This window comes from Streptomyces sp. NBC_00012 (assembly GCF_045040875.1).
Taxonomy (GTDB): Bacteria; Actinomycetota; Actinomycetes; order Streptomycetales; family Streptomycetaceae; genus Streptomyces.
The window spans coordinates 2893504-2917934 of record NZ_CP108309.1; the positions used below are offsets into that span (position 1 = coordinate 2893504).

Annotated in this window: 22 protein-coding genes and 1 tRNA gene; 4 read left to right on the top strand and 19 right to left on the bottom strand. The window is 70.0% G+C overall.

Translation table 11 applies throughout. The features are described from left to right. Nucleotides 1–10: 10 nt before the first annotated feature. The 18 genes from OHA19_RS13170 to OHA19_RS13255 form a co-directional block, all read right to left on the bottom strand. On the bottom strand, nt 11–238 hold the full coding sequence (locus tag OHA19_RS13170; RefSeq protein ID WP_405716610.1) for a F0F1 ATP synthase subunit C: 228 nt from the start codon (nt 236–238) through the stop codon (nt 11–13). Between the two features lie 73 nt (nt 239–311). Beyond that, nucleotides 312–1148, bottom strand: coding sequence for a F0F1 ATP synthase subunit A (gene atpB, locus OHA19_RS13175; RefSeq protein WP_405721870.1), 837 nt, complete (start codon nt 1146–1148; stop codon nt 312–314). A 210-nt stretch (nt 1149–1358) separates the two neighbouring features. Continuing rightward, entirely contained in the window at nt 1359–1796 is a 438-nt protein-coding gene (locus tag OHA19_RS13180) for a hypothetical protein (RefSeq protein ID WP_124716366.1), read from the bottom strand. 262 nt (nt 1797–2058) lie between these two features. After that, entirely contained in the window at nt 2059–3444 is a 1386-nt protein-coding gene (locus tag OHA19_RS13185) for an MraY family glycosyltransferase (RefSeq protein WP_405716609.1), read from the bottom strand. A gap of 187 nt (nt 3445–3631) precedes the next feature. Continuing rightward, entirely contained in the window at nt 3632–4897 is a 1266-nt protein-coding gene (gene glyA, locus OHA19_RS13190; protein ID WP_405716608.1) for a serine hydroxymethyltransferase, read from the bottom strand. A gap of 315 nt (nt 4898–5212) precedes the next feature. Next, on the bottom strand, nt 5213–5854 hold the full coding sequence (locus OHA19_RS13195; RefSeq protein ID WP_405716607.1) for a protein-tyrosine-phosphatase: 642 nt from the start codon (nt 5852–5854) through the stop codon (nt 5213–5215). Continuing rightward, complete coding sequence (locus tag OHA19_RS13200; protein ID WP_405716606.1) at nt 5851–6498, bottom strand: L-threonylcarbamoyladenylate synthase; 648 nt, start codon at nt 6496–6498, stop codon at nt 5851–5853. The genes OHA19_RS13195 and OHA19_RS13200 overlap by 4 nt, the downstream gene beginning before the upstream one ends. A 64-nt stretch (nt 6499–6562) precedes the next feature. Beyond that, a complete protein-coding gene (gene prmC / locus OHA19_RS13205; protein ID WP_326767849.1) occupies nt 6563–7408 on the bottom strand; it encodes a peptide chain release factor N(5)-glutamine methyltransferase in 846 nt (281 codons plus the stop codon). Between the two features lie 40 nt (nt 7409–7448). Continuing rightward, on the bottom strand, nt 7449–8525 hold the full coding sequence (prfA, locus tag OHA19_RS13210) for a peptide chain release factor 1 (protein ID WP_405716605.1): 1077 nt from the start codon (nt 8523–8525) through the stop codon (nt 7449–7451). Nucleotides 8526–8681: 156 nt separating this feature from the next. Then, nucleotides 8682–8906 carry a 50S ribosomal protein L31 gene (gene rpmE, locus OHA19_RS13215; RefSeq protein WP_326767848.1) on the bottom strand — a complete coding sequence of 75 codons (225 nt, stop codon included), beginning with the start codon at nt 8904–8906 and terminating at the stop codon, nt 8682–8684. Nucleotides 8907–9048: 142 nt separating this feature from the next. Further along, nucleotides 9049–10152 (bottom strand): LCP family protein, encoded by a 1104-nt coding sequence (locus tag OHA19_RS13220; RefSeq protein WP_405716604.1) that lies wholly within the window; start codon nt 10150–10152, stop codon nt 9049–9051. A gap of 392 nt (nt 10153–10544) precedes the next feature. Further along, nucleotides 10545–12572, bottom strand: a complete 2028-nt coding sequence (gene rho, locus OHA19_RS13225; protein WP_405716603.1) for a transcription termination factor Rho — start codon at nt 12570–12572, stop codon at nt 10545–10547. A gap of 385 nt (nt 12573–12957) precedes the next feature. Then, the gene (gene thrB, locus OHA19_RS13230) at nt 12958–13875 is read right to left on the bottom strand and encodes a homoserine kinase (protein WP_405716602.1); all 918 of its coding nucleotides are present in this window, start codon (nt 13873–13875) and stop codon (nt 12958–12960) included. A 391-nt stretch (nt 13876–14266) separates the two neighbouring features. Beyond that, nucleotides 14267–15337, bottom strand: a complete 1071-nt coding sequence (gene thrC / locus OHA19_RS13235; protein WP_405716601.1) for a threonine synthase — start codon at nt 15335–15337, stop codon at nt 14267–14269. 6 nt (nt 15338–15343) lie between these two features. Then, nucleotides 15344–16693 carry a homoserine dehydrogenase gene (locus tag OHA19_RS13240; protein ID WP_405716600.1) on the bottom strand — a complete coding sequence of 450 codons (1350 nt, stop codon included), beginning with the start codon at nt 16691–16693 and terminating at the stop codon, nt 15344–15346. Between the two features lie 95 nt (nt 16694–16788). Next, entirely contained in the window at nt 16789–18180 is a 1392-nt protein-coding gene (gene lysA / locus OHA19_RS13245) for a diaminopimelate decarboxylase (RefSeq protein ID WP_405716599.1), read from the bottom strand. A 26-nt stretch (nt 18181–18206) separates the two neighbouring features. Then, nucleotides 18207–19205: an ArgS-related anticodon-binding protein NrtL gene (nrtL, locus tag OHA19_RS13250; protein WP_405716598.1), complete on the bottom strand. Its 999-nt coding sequence runs from the start codon at nt 19203–19205 to the stop codon at nt 18207–18209. Between the two features lie 55 nt (nt 19206–19260). After that, on the bottom strand, nt 19261–19695 hold the full coding sequence (locus tag OHA19_RS13255; protein ID WP_405716597.1) for a response regulator: 435 nt from the start codon (nt 19693–19695) through the stop codon (nt 19261–19263). Between the two features lie 219 nt (nt 19696–19914). On the opposite strand from OHA19_RS13255, the gene OHA19_RS13260 reads away from it, so the two are divergent. From OHA19_RS13260 to OHA19_RS13275, 4 genes are all read left to right on the top strand, one after another. Then, nucleotides 19915–19986: transfer RNA gene (locus OHA19_RS13260), tRNA-Arg, on the top strand. A gap of 359 nt (nt 19987–20345) precedes the next feature. Continuing rightward, nucleotides 20346–20975, top strand: coding sequence for a hypothetical protein (locus OHA19_RS13265; RefSeq protein WP_405716596.1), 630 nt, complete (start codon nt 20346–20348; stop codon nt 20973–20975). 94 nt (nt 20976–21069) lie between these two features. Continuing rightward, the gene (locus OHA19_RS13270; RefSeq protein WP_405716595.1) at nt 21070–22110 is read left to right on the top strand and encodes a helix-turn-helix transcriptional regulator; all 1041 of its coding nucleotides are present in this window, start codon (nt 21070–21072) and stop codon (nt 22108–22110) included. Nucleotides 22111–22308: 198 nt separating this feature from the next. Continuing rightward, nucleotides 22309–23745 (top strand): MFS transporter, encoded by a 1437-nt coding sequence (locus OHA19_RS13275; protein ID WP_405750322.1) that lies wholly within the window; start codon nt 22309–22311, stop codon nt 23743–23745. Between the two features lie 59 nt (nt 23746–23804). On the opposite strand, the gene OHA19_RS13280 is transcribed toward OHA19_RS13275, so the two are convergent. After that, complete coding sequence (locus OHA19_RS13280; protein WP_405716593.1) at nt 23805–24182, bottom strand: hypothetical protein; 378 nt, start codon at nt 24180–24182, stop codon at nt 23805–23807. Nucleotides 24183–24431 lie beyond the last annotated feature (249 nt).

The window sequence follows — 24431 nt, forward strand, 5'->3', positions numbered from 1 at the left end:
TCGTGACCGATTACGGGTAGACGAACGGCATGACCAGACCGATGAGGGCGAGCGCCTCACAGAAGGCGAAGCCGAGGATCTGGTTGGCGCGGATCAGGCCGGCAGCCTCAGGCTGACGGGCGAGGGCCGTGGTGCCGTTACCGAAGATGATGCCGACGCCGACGCCGGGGCCGATGGCGGCCAGGCCGTAACCGACGGAGCTGAGGGAACCGGTGACGGCGGCAAGGGTCTGGGACATGCCAGTTCTTCCTTCTCTTTCACGGACCGGCGGGGGTTGGCCACCGGACGACTGGGGGTATGGGGGGGCGCGATCAGTGGTGCTCGGCGACAGCGCCCTGGACGAAGGTGCACGCCAGGAGCACGAAGACGTACGCCTGAACGGCCTGGATGAAGAGCTCGAAGGCCGTCATCACGATGACCATCACGAACGACACACCCGCGTAGGCGATACCGATGCCGTTGAGCAGGTACCAGCTGGCGATGGTGAAGAGCAGCAGCAGCGTGTGACCGGCGAACATGTTCGCGAAGAGTCGGACCGCGTGCGTGAAGGGGCGGACCAGGACGTTCGAGAAGAACTCGATGACCATGATCAGCGGCAGGACCGCGCCGAGCGACTTGTCGTAGCCGGTCAGGTTCTTGAGGCCACCGACGAAGCCGTGCCTCTTGAACGTGATGCTCATCCAGAGGACGTAGACGATCAGGGCCAGAGCGGCCGGGTACGCGATGATCGACGTCACCGGGAACTGGGCGAGCGGGATGATCGACCAGAGGTTCATCATCCACACGAAGAAGAAGATCGACACCATCAGCGGGACGTACTTCTCGCCCTCGCGCTTGCCGAGCGTCTCGTAGACGATTCCGCGGCGTACGAAGTCGTAGCCGGCCTCGGCGACCATCTGCAGCTTGCCCGGAACGACCTTCGGCTTACGGAAGGCGGCCCAGAAGAAGCCGACGATGATGACCGTACCGAGGAGCGCCAGCAGCATCGTCTTGTTGAAGTAGACGTTGCTGTCCGCGTCACCGAAGATCGGCTCGAACAGGAAAGAGTGCAAGCCAGGACCCGGGAAACCACAACCGTCGAAGATGTGGCAATCGGTCTCGAAGGCGAGCACCTGTGTCGGGTCAGCACTCACCGCGGGCTCCTTCAGCGTGGCGCATAGGTACGGCAACCTCGTTGTGTCGGCGCGGCGCGCAGCCGCGGTTCGGCACTGGACTGGTGTTACGGATGTGTGAGCGGCAGTCAGGCATTGAGCCTCGCGATCGAGCAGGCGTCAGCTCACATGCCCGCGCCCGCAGTGCCGCAGTTGGAACCGGACGATAGCAGGGTCTGGAACCTGCACTTATCCCGCCCCTACCCTTCACGACTTCGAGCCCGTGTTCTTGGGCTTTTCCGCCTTGTCGGACTCGGGTTCGACGTAAAGGATCTTGGCCTTCATGTGTGCGCGCGTCTGTGCGCCGATCCACACGAGGGTCATCGCGACCAGCGTGATCGCGAACGCCTTCGGATTGAACATCGTCGTGTTCTTGAAGGCGGCAACAAAGATGAACAGAAGGAGAAGCTGAGTCGTATACAGCATCAGCCCCATCGCCTGGAACAGGTGAGGCAGGGACCGCGCGGTCCGTTGCAGGACCAGCAGTCCGATCCCCATGAAGAGGATCACCACGATCGTCGCAACGCCCGCGCCAAGGGCTCCCTTACCACCGGCGACACCAGCACTGACGGCGACGGCAACAGCACCGGCGACAGCGGTGGGTACGGCGGCTTGAAGGAGAGTCCGGGCGTCGTTGGACGGCATGGCGGCAGCTCCGCTTGCAGGGGGTGGGCAGTGTGTCGTCATGGACGAGCGTAGGCCCGGTCCGAGTCGATGCCTCGGGCCAAGAGACCGTGCTACTCAAGTCCTTCGGCTCCGTCACCGGGCTTCGTGAACGGTATCACAAACTATTTGATGAGGTCTTTACCAAGAAAGTGTGCTTACAGTCACACGTGAGAGTGAATTCGCGCATGTGAGCAAGGCAACTCAATTAGTTGTCTGGTATTGCCCCTTGGTGCCCGAATTCTCAACGTGCGGATTCAGCCTTGTCTCTGTCCGAAAGACGCGAACGGGGGCCGATCGCGGTCGCCCCGTTGACGCCGGACACTCCCACGACCACCGGGGTGCGCTCCTGCGACTCGGAACCCTTCTGCCCCATCGGGCCTTCCTGCGGCTCCTGTTGGGCCTCGGGCGCCGACGCGGCTTCCTCCCCGGGCTCCTCGCCCTTGCTCCGGCGATGGCGGTACCGGGGCGGTACGAAGCGTTCCGCCCAGTACGGGGCCTGCGGGGTGAAGCGGGGCATCAGCAGCAGTACGAGGCCGATCGTGCTCATCCCCATGATCACCAGCACGATCCACAGGGACGTCGAGTGCACCGAGTAACCCACCGCACCGAAGGCGATCAGGGCCGACCAGAAGTACATGATCAGCACGGACCTGCTGTGCGAGTGCCCGATCTCCAGCAGCCGGTGGTGCAGATGGCCGCGGTCCGCCGCGAACGGCGACTGCCCGTTCCACGTCCGCCGCACGATCGCCAGCACCAGGTCCGCGGCCGGGATCGCGATGATCGTCAGCGGCAGCAGCAGCGGGATGAAGACCGGCAGCATCGCCTGGGTGGCCTCGCGCTCACTGCCCGCGAAGAGCGTCATCGTGTCCGGGTCGACCCGGCCCGTCACGGAGATCGCGCCGGCCGCGAGCACCAGCCCGATCAGCATCGAACCCGAGTCGCCCATGAAGATCCGCGCGGGATGCATGTTGTGTGGCAGGAAGCCCAGGCACATGCCCATCAGGATCGCCATGAAGAGCGTCGCCGGGGCCGCCGCCTCGATCATGTGCCCGTACCAGAGCCGGTACGTGTACAGGAAGAACGCGGCGGCGGCGATGCACACCATGCCCGCCGCGAGGCCGTCCAGACCGTCGACGAAGTTGACCGCGTTGATGGTGATGACGACCAGGGCGACCGTGAGCAGCGTGCCCTGCCATTGGGTGAGCGCGACGGTGCCGACGCCGGGGATCGGCAGCCACAGGATCGTCAGACCCTGGATGACCATGACCGCGGCGGCGATCATCTGCCCGCCGAGCTTGATCAGGGCGTCGATCTCGAACTTGTCGTCCAGGACACCGATCAGCCAGATCAGCGCGGCGCCGGAGAGCAGCGCCCGCGGCTCGGTGGAGAGCTGGAAGACCCAGTCGAGGTTGTGGAGATGGGCCGCGACGATCAGTCCGGCGCACAGCCCGCCGAACATGGCGATGCCACCGAGCCTCGGTGTCGGTTCTCGGTGGACGTCACGCGCACGGATCGCGGGCATCGCCCCGATCGCGATGGCGAACTTACGCACCGGACCGGTCAGCAGATAGGTCACCGCGGCCGTGACACAGAGCGTCAGCAGGTAATCACGCACGGGCTGCCTCATAGATTTCGCCGGCCATCTCAGCCCACACCATAAACCGTCCGGACATCACCGACGGCCGCGCTGCACGGGCCTCATGACCGAGGACACAACGATCGGGCCCATCGGTTCCACATCGGACACCCACCCGGGACGGATTCGGTTCCGCATCGGACACCCACCCGGGACAGGCCGGTTCCGCATCTGACGCCTACCCGGGGTAGGGCGGATGGTTCTCCACCAGCTCGCGCACCTCCGCGCTGACGTCGCCCTCCTCACGCACCGCCGTTCCGAAGAGCACCGCCAGCCGGGCCATGTCCGCGTCGTCCATGCCCTGGGTGGTGACGGCCGCGGTGCCCAGCCGGATACCCCGGGCGTCCCCGTACGGCAGCGCGCAGGTGTCCAGCACCAGGCCCGCCGCCGCCAGCCGGGCGCGGGCGGTCTGCCCGTCCACGCCCAGCGGGGCCGGGTCCGCAACGATCAGGTGGGTGTCCGTGCCGCCGGTGGTGACCTCGAAGCCCTCCGCCTCCAGACCTGCCGCCAGCACCCGGGCATGGGCCACCACCCGGTGCGCGTACGTCGTGAACGCCGGGGTGGCCGCCTCCCCGAACGCGACGGCCTTCGCGGCGACGGTATGCATCTGCGCACCGCCCTGGGTGAACGGGAAGACCGCCCGGTCGATCCGCTCCGCCAGGTCCGCGCCGCACAGGATCATTCCGCCGCGCGGCCCGCGCAGCACCTTGTGCGTGGTCGCGCAGACCACATCGGCGTACGGCACCGGGCTCGGCGCCGCTCCCCCGGCGATCAGCCCCATCGGGTGCGCGGAGTCGGCGATGAGATATGCGCCCACCTCGTCGGCGATCTCCCGGAACAGCTCGTGGTCGGGATGGCGGGGGTAGGAGATCGAGCCGCTCACGATCGCCTTGGGCCGGTGGGCGCGGGCCAGGGCGCGCACCTGCTCGTAGTCGATCAGGCCGCTCTCCGGGTCCACCCCGTAACCGATGAACTCGAACCAGCGGCCGGAGAAGTTGGCGGGCGAACCGTGGGTGAGGTGTCCGCCGTACTGGAGGCCCATCGCCAGCACCGTGTCGCCGGGGCGGAGCAGGGCGGCGTACGCGGCGAGGACCGCGGAGGAGCCGGAGTGCGCCTGGACGTTGGCGTGCTCGGCGCCGAAGAGCGAGGTGGCCCGGCGGCAGGCGATGCGTTCGGCGGCGTCGGCCTGTTCGCAGCCGCCGTGGTGACGGGCGCCGGGATAGCCCTCGGCGTACTTGTTGGCGAGGGGTGATCCGAGGGCGGCGAGGACCGCGGGCGAGGTGAAGTTCTCGGCGGCGGTCAGCTGCACGGTGGTGGACTGGCGGCCCAGCTCCCCCAGCAGCACGGCGGCGATCTCCGGATCCTCCCGGAGCAGGGCGTCGAAGTCCTGCGGCAGGGCGGCCTGGGGGGCGGAGGGCGGTGCGGCTGGAGTGGTGACCGGCATCGATGGGCTCCGGGCCTGGGGAGGGGGTGCGCTGGCGTCAGATCCAATGTAGGCCCGCGAAGGGCCTCCTGCCCGCTGTGCGGCGCCGTCGTGCACCCATTGGGCCCTCCCTGCCCGGGCGGTGCGTACGCCCGTCGGAGTGGCGCGGAAGGCCCGCCCGTCAGTGCTGCACGGGTACGCCGGTGAGTGCGGTGACGACCGGGTCGAGGGCCTGGTCGAGCACCATTCCCGACGCGCCCCTCGCACCGCTCGGCCCCGGAGGGCCTCCCGGGCTTCGGCGCGCTGCGCCGGCCTCCGGCCGTCGGGGCCGCATCCTCAGCGGTGGGTCGTGATGCCCGTCAACGCGGTGACGACCGGGTCGAGGGCCTGGTTGATCTCGTCGCCGATGGAGCGGAAGAACGTGATCGGGGCGCCGTACGGGTCGTAGACCTCGTCCGCCTCGGCGGTGGGGGCCAGCAGCCAGCCGCGCAGCGCGGCGGCGGCGCGGACCAGTGCGCGGGCGCGCTCGACGACGCCCTCGTCCCGTGCGTCGGGCAGCGTGGCGGGGTCTATCGCCCGGACCAGCCGGGTGAATTCCTTGAGGGTGAAGGTGCGCAGGCCGGCCGAGTGACCCATCGAGATCACCTGCGCGCGGTGGTCGCGGGTGGCGGTGAGCACCAGGTCGGCGCGGATCACGTGCTCGTCGAGCAGTTCCCGGCCGACGAAGCCGGTGGTGTCGGCGCCGAAGTCGGCGAGGACGGTCTCGGCGTTGGCCTCCATGGGGGCGCCCTCGTGGCCCCAGGTGCCCGCGCTCTCCACGATCAGTCCGCCGCTGAGCGGATCGCCGAGGCGGTCCACCAGGGCATGGCGGGTCAGCCGCTCGGTGATGGGCGAGCGGCAGACGTTGCCGGTGCTGACGTGGAGGATGCGGAAAGAGTCGGCCCGCCCCGCTATGCCACGCCCCTCAGGGGCGGTCAATTGGCCACCTCGAGGTCGGGTACCACCTTGCGGAGCTCCTCCACGGAGAGCGCGCCGGCCCGCAGCAGCACCGGGACCTTGCCGGTCACGTCGACGATCGACGAGGGCACGATGCCGGGCGTCGGGCCGCCGTCCAGGTAGACGGAGACGGAGTCGCCGAGCATCTCCTGGGCCGCGTCGCAGTCCTCGGGGGCCGGGTGGCCGGTGAGGTTGGCGCTGGAGACGGCCATCGGGCCGACCTCCGTGAGCAGTTCGATGGCGACCGGGTGCAGCGGCATCCGGATGGCGACGGTGCCACGGGTGTCCCCGAGGTCCCACTGGAGCGACGGCTGGTGCTTGGCGACGAGCGTGAGGGCGCCGGGCCAGAAGGCGTCGACGAGCTCCCAGGCCTGCTCGGAGAAGTCGGTGACCAGGCCGTGCAGGGTGTTCGGGGAGCCGATCAGGACGGGCGTCGGCATGTTGCGGCCGCGGCCCTTGGCTTCCAGCAGGTCGGCGACGCCCTCGGAGCTGAAGGCGTCCGCACCGAGGCCGTACACGGTGTCGGTGGGCAGCACGACCAGTTCGCCGCGGCGGACGGCCGACGCGGCCTCACGCAGACCCGTCGTACGGTCGGTCGCGTCGTTGCAGTCGTATCGCCGTGCCATCAGCCGGCCTCCTCAAGCGTGTACGGGTGTCGCGGGGACGGGTCGTGCGAGTGGTGGCCGCCGGTCACGGCATGGCCTTGCGGGCCGTGGCGAATCTCGGCCGGTTGTTCAGGTCGGGGTGGTCGGCCGCGTCCGCCCAGCCACGCTCCTCGGTGAAGATCCACGGCACCTGGCCGCCTTGGGTGTCGGCGTGCTCGATGACGACGAGGCCGCCGGGGCGCAGCAGGCGGTGTGCGGTGCGTTCGATGCCGCGGATGGTGTCGAGGCCGTCCTCGCCGGAGAAGAGGGCCATCTCCGGGTCGTGGTCGCGGGCCTCCGGCGCCACGTACTCCCACTCGGTGAGCGGGATGTACGGCGGGTTGGAGATGACCAGGTCGACCTGGCCGTCCAGCTCGGGGAGGGCTGTCAGCGCGTCTCCCTGGTGGACGGTGACCCTGGATCCGTCGGCGTTCTTCCGGGTCCACTCGATGGCGTCGTCGGAGAGCTCGACCGCGTGCACGCGCGAGCGCGGCACCTCCTGGGCCATGGCCAGGGCGATGGCGCCCGATCCGCTGCACAGGTCGACGACGGTCGGCTCGACGACGTCCATCGCGCGCACCGCGTCTATCGCCCAGCCGACGACCGATTCGGTCTCCGGGCGGGGGACGAAGACACCGGGTCCGACCTGGAGCTCCAGGTAGCGGAAGAAGGCGCGGCCGGTGATGTGCTGGAGCGGTTCGCGGGCCTCGCGGCGGGCGATGGCCTCCCAGTAGCGGGCATCGAAGTCCGCGTCCGGCACCCGGTGCAGCTCGCCCCGCTTGACGCCGTGGACGAACGCGGCGAGTTCCTCCGCGTCGAATCGCGGCGAGGGCACACCGGCGTCGGCCAGCCGCTGGGTGGCCTGGGCCACCTCGGCGAGCAGCAGGTTCATCGCGGTTCTCCGTACGGTTTACGGGCTGGGCGGGCTTTGCTTATGCGGCGGCGAGCTTGGCGGCGGAGTCGGCGTCGACACACGCCTGGATCACGGAGTCCAGGTCGCCGTCGAGCACCTGGTCCAAGTTGTACGCCTTGAAGCCGACTCGGTGGTCCGAGATCCGGTTTTCCGGGAAGTTGTACGTACGGATCTTCTCGGAACGGTCGACCGTGCGCACCTGGCTGCGACGTACGTCCGAAGCCTCCTGCTCGGCGGCTTCCTGGGCGGCCGCGAGCAGTCGCGAGCGCAGGATACGCATGGCCTGCTCCTTGTTCTGGAGCTGGCTCTTCTCGTTCTGGCAGGAGGCGACCACGCCGGTCGGCAGATGGGTGATGCGGACGGCCGAGTCCGTGGTGTTGACGGACTGGCCGCCGGGGCCCGAGGAGCGGTAGACGTCGATGCGGAGGTCGTTGGCGTGGATCTCGACGTCGACCTCCTCGGCCTCGGGCGTGACGAGGACACCGGCGGCGGAGGTGTGGATGCGGCCCTGCGACTCGGTGGACGGGACGCGCTGCACGCGGTGCACGCCGCCCTCGTACTTCAGCCGCGCCCACACGCCCTGGCCGGGCTCGGTGGCGCCGTTGCCGCCCTTGGTCTTCACGGCGACCTGGACGTCCTTGTAGCCGCCGAGCTCGGACTCGGTGGAGTCGATGATCTCGGTCTTCCAGCCGACGCGCTCGGCGTAGCGCAGGTACATGCGCAGCAGATCGCCGGCGAACAGGGCGGACTCGTCGCCGCCCGCGCCGGCCTTGATCTCCAGGAGCACGTCCTTGTCGTCGCTGGGGTCGCGCGGGACCAGGAGGAGGCGGAGCTTCTCGGTGAGCTCTTCGCGCTGCTTCTCGAGATCCTTGACCTCGGCGGCGAAGTCGGGGTCGTCGGCGGCGAACTCGCGCGCCGTCTCGATGTCGTCCCCGGTCTGCTTCCAGGAGCGGTAAGTCGCGACGATCGGGGACAGCTCGGCGTAGCGCTTGTTGAGCTTGCGCGCGTTGGCCTGGTCGGCGTGGACCGACGGGTCCGCGAGCTTCTTCTCCAGATCGGTCTGCTCGCCGATCAGTTCCTCGACCGCCTCGAACATCTTCGGGCTCCTGGTTTCTTCACTCGTGCGTGCCTGCTGGACGGCGTGATGCCGGCCGGGCGGGGGTACGGAACGGGGCCGCGTACCCCCGGCCGGAAAAAAACGCCGGTCCCGACGCCCCCGCAAGAGGGCACCGGGAACCGGCGCAGTGGCTCGCTACTTGCTGGCGGAGCCGGCAGCCTTGCCGAAGCGGGCCTCGAAGCGGGCCACGCGGCCACCGGTGTCGAGGATCTTCTGCTTGCCCGTGTAGAACGGGTGGCACTCGGAGCAGACGTCGGCGCGGATGGTGCCGCCACCGATGGTGCTCCGGGTGGTGAACGACGCGCCACAGGTGCAGCTGACCTGCGTCTCGACGTACTCGGGGTGGATGTCGCGCTTCAAGGGTTTCTCCTAGGTTCGGGAGGGCGCCGGGTCGTACGCGCGGATTGCGCGTCCGTGAACCGGGGCCGACGTACCAGTCTGCCAGGACCGGCCGTATCTCCCAAAACCGGGGGCGGGCCGCAACTATTCCCGGCCCGCCCGGTCACCGCACGACGTCGCCCGCGGCGCCCTTGTCGCCCGCCGACTTCTCGGTGGCGGAGGCGGGGATGGCCTTGTCCTGCACGAGCGCGGACCAGACCTGCTGCGCGGACTCCTCCAGCGGGACGACGCGGTTCGGGTCGGCCGGGTCGTACTCCACGGGCAGGGTGACCATGTGGACGTCCTTCGAGCCGAGCCCCTTGAGGCCGTTGGCGAAGGACGTGAGCTCCTTGACCGAGCCCAGGTCGGAGTCGGTGGTGATGGTCTTGGTGGCCGTGTCCGCGAGGTCGTACAGGGTCTTCGGGTTCGAGAACACCCCGACGCTCTTGGCCTGTTCCATCAGCGCCTTCATAAATGCCTGCTGGAGCTGGATACGGCCGAGGTCGCTGCCGTCGCCGACGCTCTTGCGGGTACGGACCAGGCCCAGCGACTGCTCGCCGTCCAGGGTGTGGGTGCCGGGTTCGAGCTTCAGATGGCTCTTGGGGTCGTCGATCGCCGCGGTGGTGGTGATCTCGACGCCGCCCAGCTCGTCGATGAGCTTCTTGAATCCGGTGAAGTCGACTTCGAGGTAGTGGTCCATCCGGATGCCGGACATGGCTTCGACGGTCTTGACCGCGCAGGCCGGTCCGCCGACCTCGTAGGCCGTGTTGAACATCGCGCGCTGCTGGCCCGCGACGGACTTCCCCGTCGTGTCGCTGGTGCACTCGGGGCGGGTGATGAGGGTGTCGCGCGGGATGGAGACGACGGAGGCCGTCTTGTGGCCCTTGTTGATGTGCACGACCATCGCGGTGTCGGAGCGGGCCGTGCCCTCGTCGGCGCCGTACTCGGAGTTCGCGCCGGACCGGGAGTCCGAGCCGAGCACGAGGATGTCCTGGGAGCCGTTGTCGATGTTGTCGGGGCGGTCCTTGCCGAGCGCGGCGTTGATGTCGACGGCCTTGAGATTGCCGTTGAGCTTGACGTAGGCGAATCCCAGTCCGGCACCGCCGATGACCACGGCACCGGCCAGGGTCCAGGCCGCGATCACCGTCGCCCTGCGGCGACGGGAGGGCTTCTTCCGGCGCTTGCCGGTGGGGCGTATTCGGCCGCCGCTCCCGTTCTGCTCGGTCATGGGTCTCCTTCGGTCGTCGGCTTTCCCGGCCCGGGCAGGCCCTCCCCCCCCCAAGCAGCGGTGTTCGGGCACTGCGACGTCGACATGTCGGTAATGCGTACGACGCTGCGGCACGAAGAAGGGTTGCACAGACACCCGTTGCTTCCGCGTGAGGGACGAAACGGACATCAACTCGGCCCAACAGTCGGTAATCCGGCGCTCACCTGCGGTTTCTTGGCAGATGCAGACATCGCTGCGGGCCCTGCGGCACGTCCGGCATGTGGCAAAGGTCTCGGATCGGCCACGGGCACCGGGTCGGCTGCGTCACATCCGCGCCGCCCCATGACACAGGGCCGCCCCCGTCACCGAGGTGACGGGGGCGGCCCTGTGGTCCGGCGCGGTCCGGGGCGACGTCAGTCGTTGCCGTTGCCCGGGGCCGGCGTCGTCTTCTGGATCTGGAGCAGGAACTCCGCGTTGGACTGGGTCTTCTTCATCCGGTCCAGGAGGAGCTCGATCGCCTGCTGCTGGTCAAGCGCGTGCAGCACCCGGCGCAGCTTCCAGACAATGGCCAACTCGTCGCTGCCGAGCAGGATTTCTTCCTTACGGGTGCTGGACGCGTCGACGTCCACCGCCGGGAAGATGCGCTTGTCCGAGAGCTTCCGGTCGAGCTTGAGCTCCATGTTGCCGGTGCCCTTGAACTCCTCGAAGATCACCTCGTCCATGCGCGAGCCGGTCTCGACGAGCGCGGTGGCCAGGATGGTCAGCGAACCGCCGTCCTCGATGTTGCGCGCGGCACCGAAGAAGCGCTTCGGCGGGTACAGCGCGGTCGAGTCGACACCACCGGACAGGATGCGGCCGGAGGCGGGGGCCGCGAGGTTGTACGCACGGCCGAGGCGGGTGATGGAGTCCAGCAGGACGACCACGTCGTGACCCAGCTCGACGAGACGCTTGGCGCGCTCGATGGCCAGCTCGGCGACGGTGGTGTGGTCCTCCGCGGGGCGGTCGAAGGTCGAGGAGATGACCTCGCCCTTCACCGACCGCTGCATGTCGGTGACCTCTTCCGGACGCTCGTCGACCAGGACGACCATCAGGTGGCACTCGGGGCTGTTGACGGTGATCGCGTTGGCGATCGCCTGCAGGATCATGGTCTTGCCGGTCTTCGGCGGGGCCACGATCAGCCCTCGCTGGCCCTTGCCGATCGGGGCGACCAGGTCGATGATCCGCGTCGTCAGGACGTTGGAGTCGGTCTCCAGACGGAGCCGGTCCTGCGGGTAGAGCGGGGTCAGCTTCTGGAACTCCGGGCGGCCTCGGCCGGTTTCGGGCGCCATGCCGTTCACCGAGTCGAGGCGGACCAGTGCGTTGAACTTCTCCCGGCGCTCGCCGTCCTTGGGCTGGCGCACCGCACCGGTGACGTGGTCACCCTTGCGCAGGCCGTTCTTGCGGACCTGGGCGAGCGAGACGTACACGTCGTTCGGGCCCGGCAGGTAGCCGGAGGTCCGGATGAACGCGTAGTTGTCGAGGATGTCCAGGATGCCCGCGACGGGGATCAGGACGTCGTCCTCGGAGACGGGGACCTCGTTGGCGAACTCCTCGCGGCCACGGCGGCCACGGCGGTCGCGGTAGCGGCCGCGACGGCCACGGCGGCCGCCCGCCTCGTCGTCGTACCCGTCGTCCTGCGGGCCGCCGCCCTGCTGCTGGCCCTGGCGCTGCTGGCGCTGGCCGCCCTGCTGCTGGCCCTGGCCACCGCCCTGCTCGTCGCCCTTGCCCCGGCGGTCGCGCTGACGGTCGCGGCGCTCCCCGCGCTCCCCGCGCTCCTGGCGGTCGCCCCGGTCGCCGCGCTGACCGCGGTCCTGGCGGTCGCCCCGGCGGCCCTCGGCCGTGTCGGCGGCGGCTTCGGCCTTGGCATCGGCGCGGTCGTCGCCCTTGGGCTCGGCCTGCGTGTCCGCCTTGGCCTCGGCGGGCTTGCTGTCCGCCTTGGTCTCCGGGCTGCCCGCCTGCGCGGTCGCACGGCGCCGACGGCGCTCGCCCGCGGGCTGGTCGTCGCTGGCCGGCTGACCGGGGATGTCGATCTGCTGCTGGGCCGCGGCCTTCTCGGCGGGCGCGTCGGCGGCCGGCTCGTCCCCGGTGCGCGCCTTGGAGGTGGTACGGCGCTTCGGCTTGGTCTCGGTCGTCGCGGCGGGCGCGGCGGCCTTGGGCGCGGCGGAGTTACCGGCCTGCGCCTCCTTGATGACCTCGATCAGCTGGCCCTTGCGCATCCGCGCAGTGCCCTTGATGCCGAGGCCGGACGCGACCTGCTGCAGCTCGGCCAGGACCATGCCGTCAAGGCCGGTGCCGGAGCGGCGGCGCCGTGCGGTGGTGCCAGTGGCAGCACCTTCGGCGGGCGCGGCGCTGTCGACGCTCTTGTCGGCAGTCACGCCCATCAGATCGGTGGTGTCGCTCACGAAGGGTCCTTCCCTGGAGCGGACGTCGGCCTTCTGGCTCGGCGACCGGTTGTGCTGTCCGACTGCGGTCTTTTTCTTGCGGACCGTGCCGGGGCGGTGGTCCGCCGGGTACGGCGGAGAGATGAAGGTGTGCATGGGCCCGGCGCGAGCATCCCCCTGCTCGGCCCACTCCTGGACGAGCGAGGGGTGTCGTGCCGGTTCCGGAGCGTGCACGAAACTGCTCAGGCAGGCTGCTCAGGCAGTTGGGGAGGCTCCCGGAAGAATTGGTGGTCCCGGAAAGGGACACGAAGCAACGCGCCACATAGACGTCGGTTGCAGACTTGAGGTTAACACTACCGGCTCCAACAAACATTCCCCCTCTCACTCACCGGCAATCACTTCTCGGCTACGGGGCGAGCGGCAGCACACTCGCGCCCGGGGCGTCGAGAGCGAGGCGATTGGCCGCCCACCCCTCGCCCGCCAGCTGTGCGACCTTGTCGGCCGCACCGTCCTCGGCCAGTGCGAGCACGGTCGGCCCGGCACCGGAGATGACCGCGGGGACGCCGTCCGCGCGCAGTCTGTTGACGAGTTCCACGCTCTCGGGCATCGCCGGGGCGCGGTACTCCTGGTGCAGCCGGTCCTCGGTGGCGGTGAGCAGCAGCTCGGGGCTCCTGGTCAGTGCCTCGACCAGCAGCGCGGCACGGCCCGCGTTGAAGGCGGCGTCGACGTGCGGCACCGTGCGCGGGAGCAGCCCTCGGGCGGTCTCGGTGAGCACCGGCTTGCCGGGGACGAAAACCACCGGAACGATGGATTCTGCGGGATCCATCCTGATGGCACGCGCCGATCCGCCGTCCATCCACGCGAGGGTGAACCCGCCGAGCAGGCAGGCCGCGACGTTGTCGGGGTGACCCTCGATCTCGGTGGCGAGCTCCAGCAGGGCCGCTTCGTCGAGCCGGGCGTCACCGCCGGTCGTCACGGCGCGGGCGGCGACGATTCCGGCGCAGATGGCGGCGGAGGAGGAGCCGAGGCCGCGTCCGTGCGGGATGCGGTTGGCGCAGACGATCTCCAGGCCCCGGGGCTGTCCGCCGAGCAGGTCGAAGGCCGTGCGCAGGGAGCGTACGAGGAGGTGGCGCTCGTCGCGGGGCAGCGTGTCCGCACCCTCACCCGCGATGTCGATGTGCAGTCCGGAGTCGGCGACGCGGACGACGACGTCGTCGTACAGCCCCAGTGACAGGCCGAAGGCGTCGAAACCCGGGCCCAGGTTGGCGCTGGTCGCGGGGACACGCACCCGGACGGCGGCGGCTCGGAAAGCGGGACCGGCCATCGGTTGGAGGACTCTCCTTGTGAGGCAGCGGGGGTGGTGAAGCGGTTTCTCGGTGGCGGGAGGTCGTGGCGCGGCGGGGAGTGGAATTCCGGGGAACCCGACGGCCACAACGGCCCAAGCACCGCGGCAGATGCGGCGGGGCGGGTTGGGTACAGCTTATCGAAGGAAGGTTCTGTGGCGACATAGGGCGCACAGGAGGCGCACGATGCGTGTCGCCCGCCTCCTATGCGCTCTCCGCCCCGAAAAGAGGCGGTTGAGCTGGGTTCTTGCCCGGCCCGTCGGGCATGCCCGACGGGCCGGGGCAGGCCCTGGGGCCTCTCGTTCGGATCATGCCGGGGTCGCGGGGTCCGGCTTGATCGGGCCGGACCCGGCCCGATCCGAACGGAAGACCCTAGACCAGGCCCAGCTTCTCGGCGGCGGTGGCCGCGTCGACCGGGACCGTGACCGGCTGCGGGGCGCCCGCGACGGCCCAGTCGGGGTCCTTGAGGCCGTTGCCGGTGACGGTGCAGACGATCTTCTGGCCGGGGTCGACCTTGCCCTCCTCGGCGGCCTTCAGCAGGCCGGCGACGGAGGCGGCCGAGGCGGGCTCGACGAAGACGCCCTCCTGGGAAGCCAACAGCCGGTAGGCGGACAGAATCTGTCGGTCCGTCACCTCATCGATGAAACCACCCGATTCGTCCCGGGCGTCCAGCGCGTACTGCCAGGAGGCCGGGTTGCCGATCCGGATCGCGGTGGCGATGGTCGACGGATCCTTGACGATCTCGCCGCGCACGATGGGAGCGGAGCCGGAGGCCTGGAAGCCCCACATGCGCGGGGTGTGCGTGGAGATGCCGTCCCCCGCGTACTCCTTGTAACCCCTCCAGTACGCGGTGATGTTGCCCGCGTTGCCGACCGGGAGGACGTGGATGTCCGGGGCGTCGCCGAGCGCGTCGACGATCTCGAACGCGGCGGTCTTCTGGCCCTCGATACGGACCGGGTTGACCGAATTGACCAGCGCCACCGGGTAGTTGTCCGAGAGCGAGCGGGCCAGCGTCAGGCAGTCGTCGAAGTTGCCGTCGACCTGGAGGATCCTGGCGCCGTGCACCAGCGCCTGGCCCATCTTGCCCAGCGCGATCTTGCCCTGCGGCACGAGGACGGCGCAGACCATGCCCGCCCGCACCGCGTACGCGGCCGCGGAGGCGGAGGTGTTGCCGGTGGAGGCGCAGATGACCGCCTTCGCACCCTCCTCCTTGGCCCGGGTGATGGCCATCGTCATGCCGCGGTCCTTGAAGGAACCGGTCGGGTTGGCGCCCTCGACCTTGAGGTGCACCTCGCAGCCCGTGCGCTCGGAGAGGACCTGAGCGGGGACGAGCGGCGTACCACCTTCACGGAGCGTGACGACCGGCGTCGCGCTCGTGACCGGAAGGCGGTCCCGGTACTCCTCGATGATGCCGCGCCACTGGTGGGTGCCCTTGCTGGTCATGGGTCCTTACTCCCCTTCAACACGCATGATGCTGGCGACACCGCGCACGGTGTCGAGCTTGCGCAGCGCCTCGACGGTCGCCGAGAGGGCGGCGTCGGACGCGCGGTGGGTGACGACGACGAGGGACGCCTCGCCGCCCACCCGTCGCCCGCCGCCACCCTGCTCGACGGCGACTTCGTCGCCGCTGCCCGGATTCCTGCCCTGCTGGCGGACCGTATCGATCGATACGCCCTTTTCGGCGAAGACCGTCGCGACCTGGGCGAGTACGCCAGGCTTGTCGGCCACGTCGAGACTGATGTGGTACCGCGTGACCACGTCGCCCATGGGGCTGACCGGCAGGCGCGTGTACGCGGACTCACCGGGGCCGGTGGCCTCGTTGAGCTTGTTGCGGCAGACCGCGACCAGGTCGCCGAGGACCGCGGACGCGGTCGGCGAGCCACCGGCGCCGGGGCCGTAGAACATGAGCTGCCCGGCCGCCTCCGCCTCGACGAAGACCGCGTTGTACGCCTCGCGGACGGAGGCCAGCGGGTGGCTCAGCGGGATCATCGCCGGGTGGACGCGCGCGGTGACCGACTGCCCGTCCGCGGCGCGCTCGCAGATGGCGAGGAGCTTGACGGTGCAGCCCATGCGGCGGGCGGACGCGATGTCGGCGGCGGTGACCTCGGTGATGCCCTCGCGGTGCACGTCGCCGATCCGCACCCGGGTGTGGAAGGCGATGCCGGCGAGGATCGCGGCCTTGGCGGCGGCGTCGAAGCCCTCCACGTCGGCGGTCGGGTCGGCCTCGGCGTACCCGAGGGCGGTGGCCTCGTCGAGCGCCTCGGAGTACCCGGCTCCGCTCGTGTCCATCTTGTCGAGGATGAAGTTGGTCGTGCCGTTCACGATGCCCAGGACCCGGTTGACCTTGTCACCGGCGAGCGACTCGCGCAGCGGCCGTACGAGCGGGATGGCACCGGCCACGGCGGCCTCGTAGTAGAGGTCCCGGCCGTGCTGCTCGGCGGCGGCGTGCAGCGCGGCGCCGTCCTCGGCCAGCAGCGCCTTGTTGGCGGAGACGACGCTCGCGCCGTGCTCGAAGGCGGTGGTGATGAGCGTGCGGGCGGGCTCGATGCCCCCGATGACCTCGATGACGACGTCGATGTCGCCCCGTTTGACCAGGGCCGTCGCATCGGTGGTGATCAGTGCGGGGTCGATGCCCTCGCGCACCTTGGAGGGCCGGCGCACGGCGACACCGGCGAGCTCGACCGGCGCGCCGATGCGCGCGGCGAGGTCGTCGGCGTGCGTCGTCATGATGCGCGCCACCTCTGAGCCGACCACTCCGCAGCCCAGCAGCGCCACCTTCAGCGGACGCGTACGCATCATCCGACCTCGTTTCCTTTACATCTGATGTGTGGACCAGTCTCACTCACCGGACGGGAGTTTCTGCCACCCGTCCGGATCCTGAGACATCTATTTCATCAGCCGACATCGAGACGCAGGAGATCTTCCTCCGTCTCGCGCCTGACGATGACACGCGCCGCTCCGTCGCGCACGGCGACGACCGGCGGACGCAGGGCGTGGTTGTAGTTGCTCGCCATGGAACGGCAGTACGCGCCGGTCGCGGGCACCGCGATCAGATCGCCGGGGGCGAGGTCGGACGGCAGGAACGCGTCCTTGACCACGATGTCGCCGCTCTCGCAGTGCTTGCCGACGACGCGGACGAGCATCGGCTCGGCGTCGGAGGTGCGCGAGGCGAGCGCGACGGTGTACTCGGCGTCGTACAGCGCGGTACGGATGTTGTCCGACATGCCGCCGTCGACGCTGACGTACGTACGCAGCCCCTCCAGGGGCTTGATGGTGCCGACCTCGTACAGCGTGAAGGCGGTCGGGCCGACGATGGCGCGCCCCGGCTCGACGGAGATCCGCGGGGTGGCGAGGCCGGCGGCCTCGCACTCGCGGGTCACGATGTCGCCGAGCGCCTTGGCGATCTCGTGCGGCTCGCGCGGGTCGTCCTCGGAGGTGTATGCGATGCCGAGCCCGCCGCCGAGGTCGATCTCGGGCAGCTCCACCCCGTGCTCATCGCGCACCTCGGCGAGCAGCTGCACCACACGGCGGGCGGAGACCTCGAAGCCGGCCATGTCGAAGATCTGCGAGCCGATGTGCGAGTGGATGCCGATGAGCTCCAGACCGTCGAGGGTGAGCGCCCGGCGCACCGCCTCGGCGGCCTGTCCCCCGGCCAGCGCGATCCCGAACTTCTGGTCCTCGTGCGCGGTGGCGATGAACTCGTGGGTGTGCGCCTCGACGCCGACGGTCACCCGGATCTGTACGCGCTGCCGCTTGCCGAGCCGCTGCGCGATGTGCGAGACCCGGGCGATCTCCTGGAAGGAGTCGAGCACGATCCGCCCGACGCCGGCCCCGACGGCCCGCTCGATCTCCGCGACGGTCTTGTTGTTGCCGTGGAAGGCGATGCGCTCGGCCGGCATCCCGGCGTCCAGCGCGGTGGTCAGCTCACCGCCGGAGCAGACGTCGAGGTTGAGCCCCTCTTCCTGGAGCCAGCGCACCACGGCGCGCGACAGGAAGGCCTTACCGGCGTAGAACACATCGGCGTCCGGCCCGAAGGCGTCGGCCCAGGCGCGGCAGCGGGCCCGGAAGTCGCTCTCGTCGAGGAAGTAGGCGGGGGTGCCGAACTCCTCGGCCAGCCGCGTCACTTCGATGCCCCCGACGGTGATCGCGCCGTCCTCGTCGCGGGCGACGGTGCGGGCCCAGACCTTCTCGTCCAGGGCGTTGAGATCGGCGGGCGGGGCGGTGTAGTGCCCCTCCGTCATGACATCGGCGTGACGGGGCCCGGCGGGGTGTGCGGATCGGCTCATGGTGTTGCTCTGTTCTCTCGGATCTCTCAGAGGACTTCGGGTGCGCTGATGCCGAGCAGGGTCAGGCCGCCTGCCAGCACCGTCCCGGCGGCTTCGGCGAGTGCGAGCCGGGAACGGTGGGCGGCCGAGGGTTTCTCGTCACCGACGGGCAGCGGCGAGGCGCTGTCGTGGAAGTCGAAGAACGCCTGCGCGAGGGCTTCCAACTGCCGGGCGACCCGGTCGGGCTCGCGGTGCCGGGCGGCGGCGGCGAGCACCCCGGGGTGGTCGGCGAGCAGCGCGCCGAGCACGGGCGCGGCCACGCTCTCCTCGTACGCCGCGTCGAAGCCGAGCTGCCGGGCGTTGCGTCCCAGCGCGCGGATCCGGGCGTGCGCGTACCGCACCCGGAACAGCGGATTGCTCTCCTGCTGTACGAGGAGCTCGTCGCTCCCGGTGGCCCGGGGCCGGTCGTGCGGGGCGGCCCGCAGCAGCGCCCACCGGGCGGCGTCGCTCCCGAGCCGCTCGAAGAGATCACGGTCGGCGGCCGGCACCGGCATCACGTGCAGCGCCTCCCCGCCCGCCGTCCGCTCCCCGACCTCGGCCCCCTGGGCCCGGAGCAGCCGCTCGACGGTCCCGGTGACGACCCGGGCGCGAAGCTCCTCGACGGCTGCGAAGGAGACAGGCGCACCTGCGAGGGCGTCCCCGTGCCCGTACGCCGTACCGCGCTCGGCGACACTGCGCACCAGGGTGTCGAGGCCGCGCGCACCGGCTCTCAGCGTGAAGTTCAGAAATCCCGGTCCGGTGACTTCGACGTCCCCGATCCCCGGCGCCCCCAGCACTCGTTCCCTGAGGATCTCGGCGACGTCCCTGGCCGGCAGCGCGGCGGGCCCGGCCAGCTGGAGGGCGACCGCACAGGCGTAGTCCCCACGCCCGCCGGGCCTGGTCCGCTCCACCCGCACGCGCGCGGGCACGGGCGCGCGCAGGGCGTCCTCGTCGACCGCGCGGCGCACGGCGTGCAGCACGGTCCTGGAGAGATCGGCGGGGGTCACAGGACAAGCGTATGGGAGGAAGGGGGGCATCCCGCGACCCCGTTTCGCCATGCGGTCACCCCGCGGCGCGCTCCGCGGTCCCGGCGCTCCGTCTGCCGTCGAGCGACGGCTGATCCTTCCGCTCCATCAACTGCCGGACCAGCCGCACCAACTCGGTCGGCTCGAAGGGCTTCGCGAGGAACGCGTCGACCCCCGCGGCGACCCCGCTGTCCACCTCGTACGGCGTACAGGCGCTGATGATCGCCACGGGCAGGTGTCTGGTCCGGGGATCGGAGCGCAGTCTGGTGGCGGTCTGCAGACCGTCCAGCCTGGGCATGACCACATCGAGGGTGATCACATCGGGAAGGACCCGATGCACCAGATCAAGACACTCGACACCATCGGCCGCGGTCACGACCTCGAAGCCCTCAAGCTCGAGGTTGACCCTGATCAACTGCCGGATGACCTTGTTGTCGTCGACAACAAGCACGCGGCCACATGCCCCTGACACACTTCGAGAGTAGGGGCGGCTCCGTGGCTGCGTCCGGGTTTTACCCACTTCCGCCCCCGGACGGGTGGCGCGAGGGGTGGCCGGATGCGTCCGGAACACACCGCACGCCCCCCTCCACCCGGCCCGCTCAGCCTCCCCGGCCGACCCGGAAATACCTGTTCACGGACACCCTGCGGAAGCTGGTAGTGTTTCACCCGTCGCCGAGCAACACAGCGATACGCCCTCGTAGCTCAGGGGATAGAGCATCGGCCTCCGGAGCCGTGTGCGCAGGTTCGAATCCTGCCGAGGGCACTTCCGAAAAACCCTCCGACCAGCGGAAACGCTGAGCGGGGGGTCTTTTTCATGCTGGCTGGAGGCGGGGCGGCGGCCGTCGCGCTTGGCCGGACTCGGGCAACCACTCCCCATCTGTAGTTTTCCCGATCTGTAGTTTTCCCGCGGCGCAGCCATTCCGGACGGTCAGATGGCCCGTCTCCGCACCACGGGCATCGCCCGCGAATTCGGCATGGCGGGCAGCAGTTCGGTCAAGCATTACGACTTGGGCGATCCGCCTCGAACCACGACCCTCTGCCGCAGCCGGACGAGCCCGGGCGTGAAGGTGACCGCGCGGACCCTGGCCGCGAACAACAGGAAGGGCGATAGGGATCCATCCGATGAACAGCTCCAGCCAGAATGCCGCCGACGAGCAACCCGCGCGTCGTCGGCGGCTGCCGGTCGCCGTCGTCATCGTCCTGGCATTCGTCGCCTGCGTCGCCGCTGCGATTGGCGTGGTCGCCTGCGTTGCCGATGATGCGTCGTCGGACCTGACGAACCAGGAGATGAAGTGCTGCTGGGAGGAGGGAGCCAACCCGGCCTGGGTGAGCAAGCAGATGGGCATCCGCATCCCGGAGGCGGCTTCGGACCGGCGTGCGGGCTACAAGGCCGGGCAGCGCTACGACACCGGATTGCTGTCCTTCGTTCTGTCCAGCAAGGAGGCGGGCGCTTACACGGGCCGACTCGTTCGGGAGGGCACCGAAATGATCGGGAACTCTCATCCCGAGAAGAAGGGATACCGGCCCGCTGCCGCCTTCTCCCATCTTGGGCTGGCCGAGCCGGAGACGTTCGTCGAAGGACTACGGAAGACCAGCCTCTGCCCCGATGAACTCGACTCCCCCGAAGGCAAGTACCTCAGGCGTTGCATCGACCTGTTCACGCACGAATTCAGGCCCGGCACCACTCGGATCTATCTCCGGTCGACCATCGAACCAGCGATGACACCGCCACCGGTGAGCCCCGGCCCGTAGAGCACACTCCACGCCCGGCCTGAGGACCAGAGGCGAACTCAGGCTACCCTAATCAGAGATATGAGGGGGTGTTTCCCACGGCTCTGGAGGCGGTGTGACCAGGCGCTTCTCGCTCACGTCCGCGCACGGGTACGCGGAACTCGGACGGCAGTACCGGGATTTCTACGCGGCGATCGGGGACTGCCGCGGCGGTGGCGCTCAGGGCGCCCGGGTGTATGAGCTGCGGCCGGAGACCGGGGCCGGGAGCATCACCGTCCATGAGCTGCTGCACGGGGTCACGCTCACCCTGTACGACCTGATGTTCCACGACGAGCTGGTCCTCGACTTCGACCTCGCGGGCGACTGCTTCGAGCTGGAGTACTGCGTCGACGGGCTGATGCATCTGGAGGAGCGGACGACCGGGGCGACGGTCTTCGGGGCGAACGAGCTGTCGATATCGCATTCGCGGGCTTCGGCGGGGCGTCTCGTCCGGCCTGCGGGGCAGCGATATCGGGGTGTGTCGATCGCGGCCCGCCGGGAGGCGGTCACCGTCTTCTTCGGGAGTCTGGGCGCGGCGGCCTGGGAGGAGAGCGTCGAGGAGATGTCCGCCGCTTCGCGCGACGCGCACTATCTCGGGCGGCAGGCTCCGCCCGAACTCGCGGCCGCGTTCGCCGACTTGTTCACCTGTGCGCTGCCGGCCCGGTTCCGTGCGCTGTATCTGGAGTCCAAGGTCATGGAGATCCTTGCCCGGATCGTCGCGGGCACCGAGCCCCCGCGTGGCGAGGCCCGGCCGCCCATGGCGGAGTACGAGATCGAGCGGATCCGGCGGGTGCCGGAGCTGCTGATGGAGAACCTCCACGAGCAGTACACCGGGAAGTCGCTCGCGCGAGCGCTGGGGATGACTCCCAAGCGGCTGAACGAGGGGTTCAAACAGCTCTACGGCGACACCGTCTTCAACCACCACCGCAACGCCTGCCTGCGCCGGGCCTCGCTGCTGCTGGTGGAGACCGATCTCAGCGTCGCCGCCGTCGCGCTCAGGTGCGGCTACTCCAGCCCCAGCAACTTCTGCCACGCGTTCAAGAAGCGCTACGGACGAACGCCCCGGCAGTACCGGGTGGCACGGGCCACGGCCGGTGCCCGGGAGGCCCGTTCCTGATCCGCGCGGGTGCCCGCTCCACATTTCGTGGTCGCGCTCTCCGTACACGTTCCACGGCGTTCGTTCCGAGGATGGGTGGGCGGCCTGCGAGTACGGGACCTGCCGGAACCCCGTGACGGGCCGGCTCGCCATGGCCGCCGTCCGGGCACGGCCGGTGCCCGGACGCGTACGAACGGCCGTTCCGGAGGAACCGAGTCCATGGCACCCCGTCGCTTCGCTCCCCTGGTCGTCGCCTGCACGGCGACGTTTCTGCTGCTCGCGTACGCCACGGTCGCGACCGTGGCCATTCCCGCGATCGCCGCTGATCTGCACACCGATTTCGCGGCGTTGCAGTGGGTCGTGGACCTCTACACGCTCGCGCTCGCGGCGCTCCTGGTCGTCTGCGGGGCGGTGGGCGACGCGTTCGGCCTGCGCCGGGTCTTCCTCGCCGGGTTCGCTCTCTTCACGGTGTCCTCGCTGGCCTGCGGGCTGGCACCCGGTGTGCGGGAACTCATCGCGTTCCGGGGTGCGCAGGGGGTCGGCGGGGCCGCCATGTTCGCGACCACGCTGCCGCTGATCAGGGCGTCGTACCAGGGGCGGGACCAGCACCGGGCCTTCGCCGTCTGGGGCGCCGTGGCCGGGCTGGCCGCCGCCGTCGGCAATGTCTGCGGCGGGCTGCTCGCCGAGGCCCTGGGGTGGCGGTGGATCTTTCTGCTCGCCGTGCCGGCGGGTGCGGCCGGGCTGGTGCTCGCCGTCGTGTTCCTGCCCCGTGATCCGGGGCGCGGGGCCGGGCGGATGGACGTACCGGGGTCGGTCCTGCTGAGTGCGGGCATCGCCGCCCTGGTCGTCGGTGCGCTCCTCTTCGGCGAACACGGGGCGGGAGCGGGCCCGGGGCTCGCCGCCGTCGTGGCGGCCGTGGCGATGCTCGCCTTCGTCGCGTACGAGCGCCGTACGCCGGATCCCGTCATCGATCCGGCGCTGTTCCGCCACCCCGGGTTCCTGGCCGTGGTCTCGGTGGCGTTCGGCTACTACTTCGCCGCGTTCGGACCGCTGACGGTGATGTCGTCGTGGTTCCAGGACGGTGCGGGCCTGGACGCGGCCGACACCTCGCTGCTGCTGGCCCTCCAGCCTGCGGTCTTCTTCGTCGTCTCCGCCACGTGCGGGGCGGTGCTCCAGCGCGTGGCGCTGTGGATCCCGCTGGGTGCCGGCACCGCGCTCTGCGCCGTGGGGTGCGCGGGTTTCGCACTGCTGGGCGTCTCATACGGGCCGGTGGCGCTCGTGCCGTCGCTCCTGCTGACCGGGATCGGTGCGGGCATGGTTTCGCCGGTGCTTTTGTCCGCGGCCATGCGGGACGCCGATCCGGGCCGCGCGGGCACGGCCGCGGCCGTGGCCAACACCGCCCGCCAGGTGGGTCTCGCGCTGGGTACCGCGGTGTGCGGCGGGCTGTTCGTCGGGCTCCGTGCTCCCGGGCGGCGGGAGTACACGGCAGCGGTCGGGGAGGCCGGGGCCGTCGCGGCGGTGGTCGCGCTGGTCGCGGCGGTGTCGGCGGTGGTCCTGCTGCGGCGCGCGGACCGGGCGGGCTGGGCGGGTAGGACGGGCGGGATGGCCGACGGGGTGCGGCCGGCCTGTTCCCGGGCGGGTGCGGGCGAGCCGTAGGCCGCGGGGCCGGGAAGGCTCGTGCGTACGTCCACGGCCCCACGTCGGCGTGCGTACGTCTACGGCCCCACGTCGTCCGGTCCGTCGGAGCCGATCTGTTCGGCCCGCAGTGCCAGGTCCTGGAGCACATCGGCCGAGGTCACGTCCGTCTGCCCGGAGTCGTGGACCTGGGCCAGCATCGCGAAGGCCAGGGTGAACGCGCCCACCAGCTGCTCCACCGCACCGCCGACCTCCCGGCCGACCAGCGTCGCGATCTCCTCGATCGAGGCGTCCTCGGGGACGGAGATTCGGGGCATCGTCTCGTTCAGGAGCACGGTCACCACGCTGGGATCCGTCTCCAGGTCGTCGCGGTCGACATTCTCTTCGAGGAGCCGACGGATCTCGCCCGCCTCCGTGAGGATGCCCACCACCCGCTTCACCACTTCGCTCTGCTCCATCCGGCGAGCATAGGCGCGCGGCCCCGCGACCGGTGATCAATCGGCCTTTCCCATCGGCGGTCCGGGCCGGACGGGACCGTTCGTCGCCATCATTTCGGCGTCTTCGAACGATGTCTTGAATATGCCTGCGGTACATCCGTCACACGGCACCCTGAGCAATATCAGGACATGCGGGAGAGGCCGACCCCCGGCGAGCCGGATATCGCTCGCCTGTGCGGAAAGGATGTTCTCCAGGAGATTCCCGGGTGG

What these genes read in the sequence shown, in the direction of transcription:
- OHA19_RS13220 (WP_405716604.1), bottom strand. Translation starts at nt 10,152, where the DNA reads ATGACCGAGCAGAACGGGAGCGGCGGCCGAATACGCCCCACCGGCAAG.
- OHA19_RS13185 (WP_405716609.1), bottom strand. Translation starts at nt 3,444, where the DNA reads ATGAGGCAGCCCGTGCGTGATTACCTGCTGACGCTCTGTGTCACGGCC.
- prmC (WP_326767849.1), bottom strand. Translation starts at nt 7,408, where the DNA reads ATGAACCTGCTGCTCGCCGAGGTGGCCCAGGCCACCCAGCGGCTGGCC.
- lysA (WP_405716599.1), bottom strand. Translation starts at nt 18,180, where the DNA reads ATGAGCCGATCCGCACACCCCGCCGGGCCCCGTCACGCCGATGTCATG.
- OHA19_RS13180 (WP_124716366.1), bottom strand. Translation starts at nt 1,796, where the DNA reads ATGCCGTCCAACGACGCCCGGACTCTCCTTCAAGCCGCCGTACCCACC.
- OHA19_RS13200 (WP_405716606.1), bottom strand. Translation starts at nt 6,498, where the DNA reads ATGGCACGGCGATACGACTGCAACGACGCGACCGACCGTACGACGGGT.
- glyA (WP_405716608.1), bottom strand. Translation starts at nt 4,897, where the DNA reads ATGCCGGTCACCACTCCAGCCGCACCGCCCTCCGCCCCCCAGGCCGCC.
- OHA19_RS13240 (WP_405716600.1), bottom strand. Translation starts at nt 16,693, where the DNA reads ATGATGCGTACGCGTCCGCTGAAGGTGGCGCTGCTGGGCTGCGGAGTG.
- prfA (WP_405716605.1), bottom strand. Translation starts at nt 8,525, where the DNA reads ATGTTCGAGGCGGTCGAGGAACTGATCGGCGAGCAGACCGATCTGGAG.
- OHA19_RS13265 (WP_405716596.1), top strand. Translation starts at nt 20,346, where the DNA reads ATGAACAGCTCCAGCCAGAATGCCGCCGACGAGCAACCCGCGCGTCGT.
- OHA19_RS13280 (WP_405716593.1), bottom strand. Translation starts at nt 24,182, where the DNA reads ATGGAGCAGAGCGAAGTGGTGAAGCGGGTGGTGGGCATCCTCACGGAG.
- OHA19_RS13170 (WP_405716610.1), bottom strand. Translation starts at nt 238, where the DNA reads ATGTCCCAGACCCTTGCCGCCGTCACCGGTTCCCTCAGCTCCGTCGGT.
- thrC (WP_405716601.1), bottom strand. Translation starts at nt 15,337, where the DNA reads ATGACCAGCAAGGGCACCCACCAGTGGCGCGGCATCATCGAGGAGTAC.
- thrB (WP_405716602.1), bottom strand. Translation starts at nt 13,875, where the DNA reads ATGGCCGGTCCCGCTTTCCGAGCCGCCGCCGTCCGGGTGCGTGTCCCC.
- OHA19_RS13275 (WP_405750322.1), top strand. Translation starts at nt 22,309, where the DNA reads ATGGCACCCCGTCGCTTCGCTCCCCTGGTCGTCGCCTGCACGGCGACG.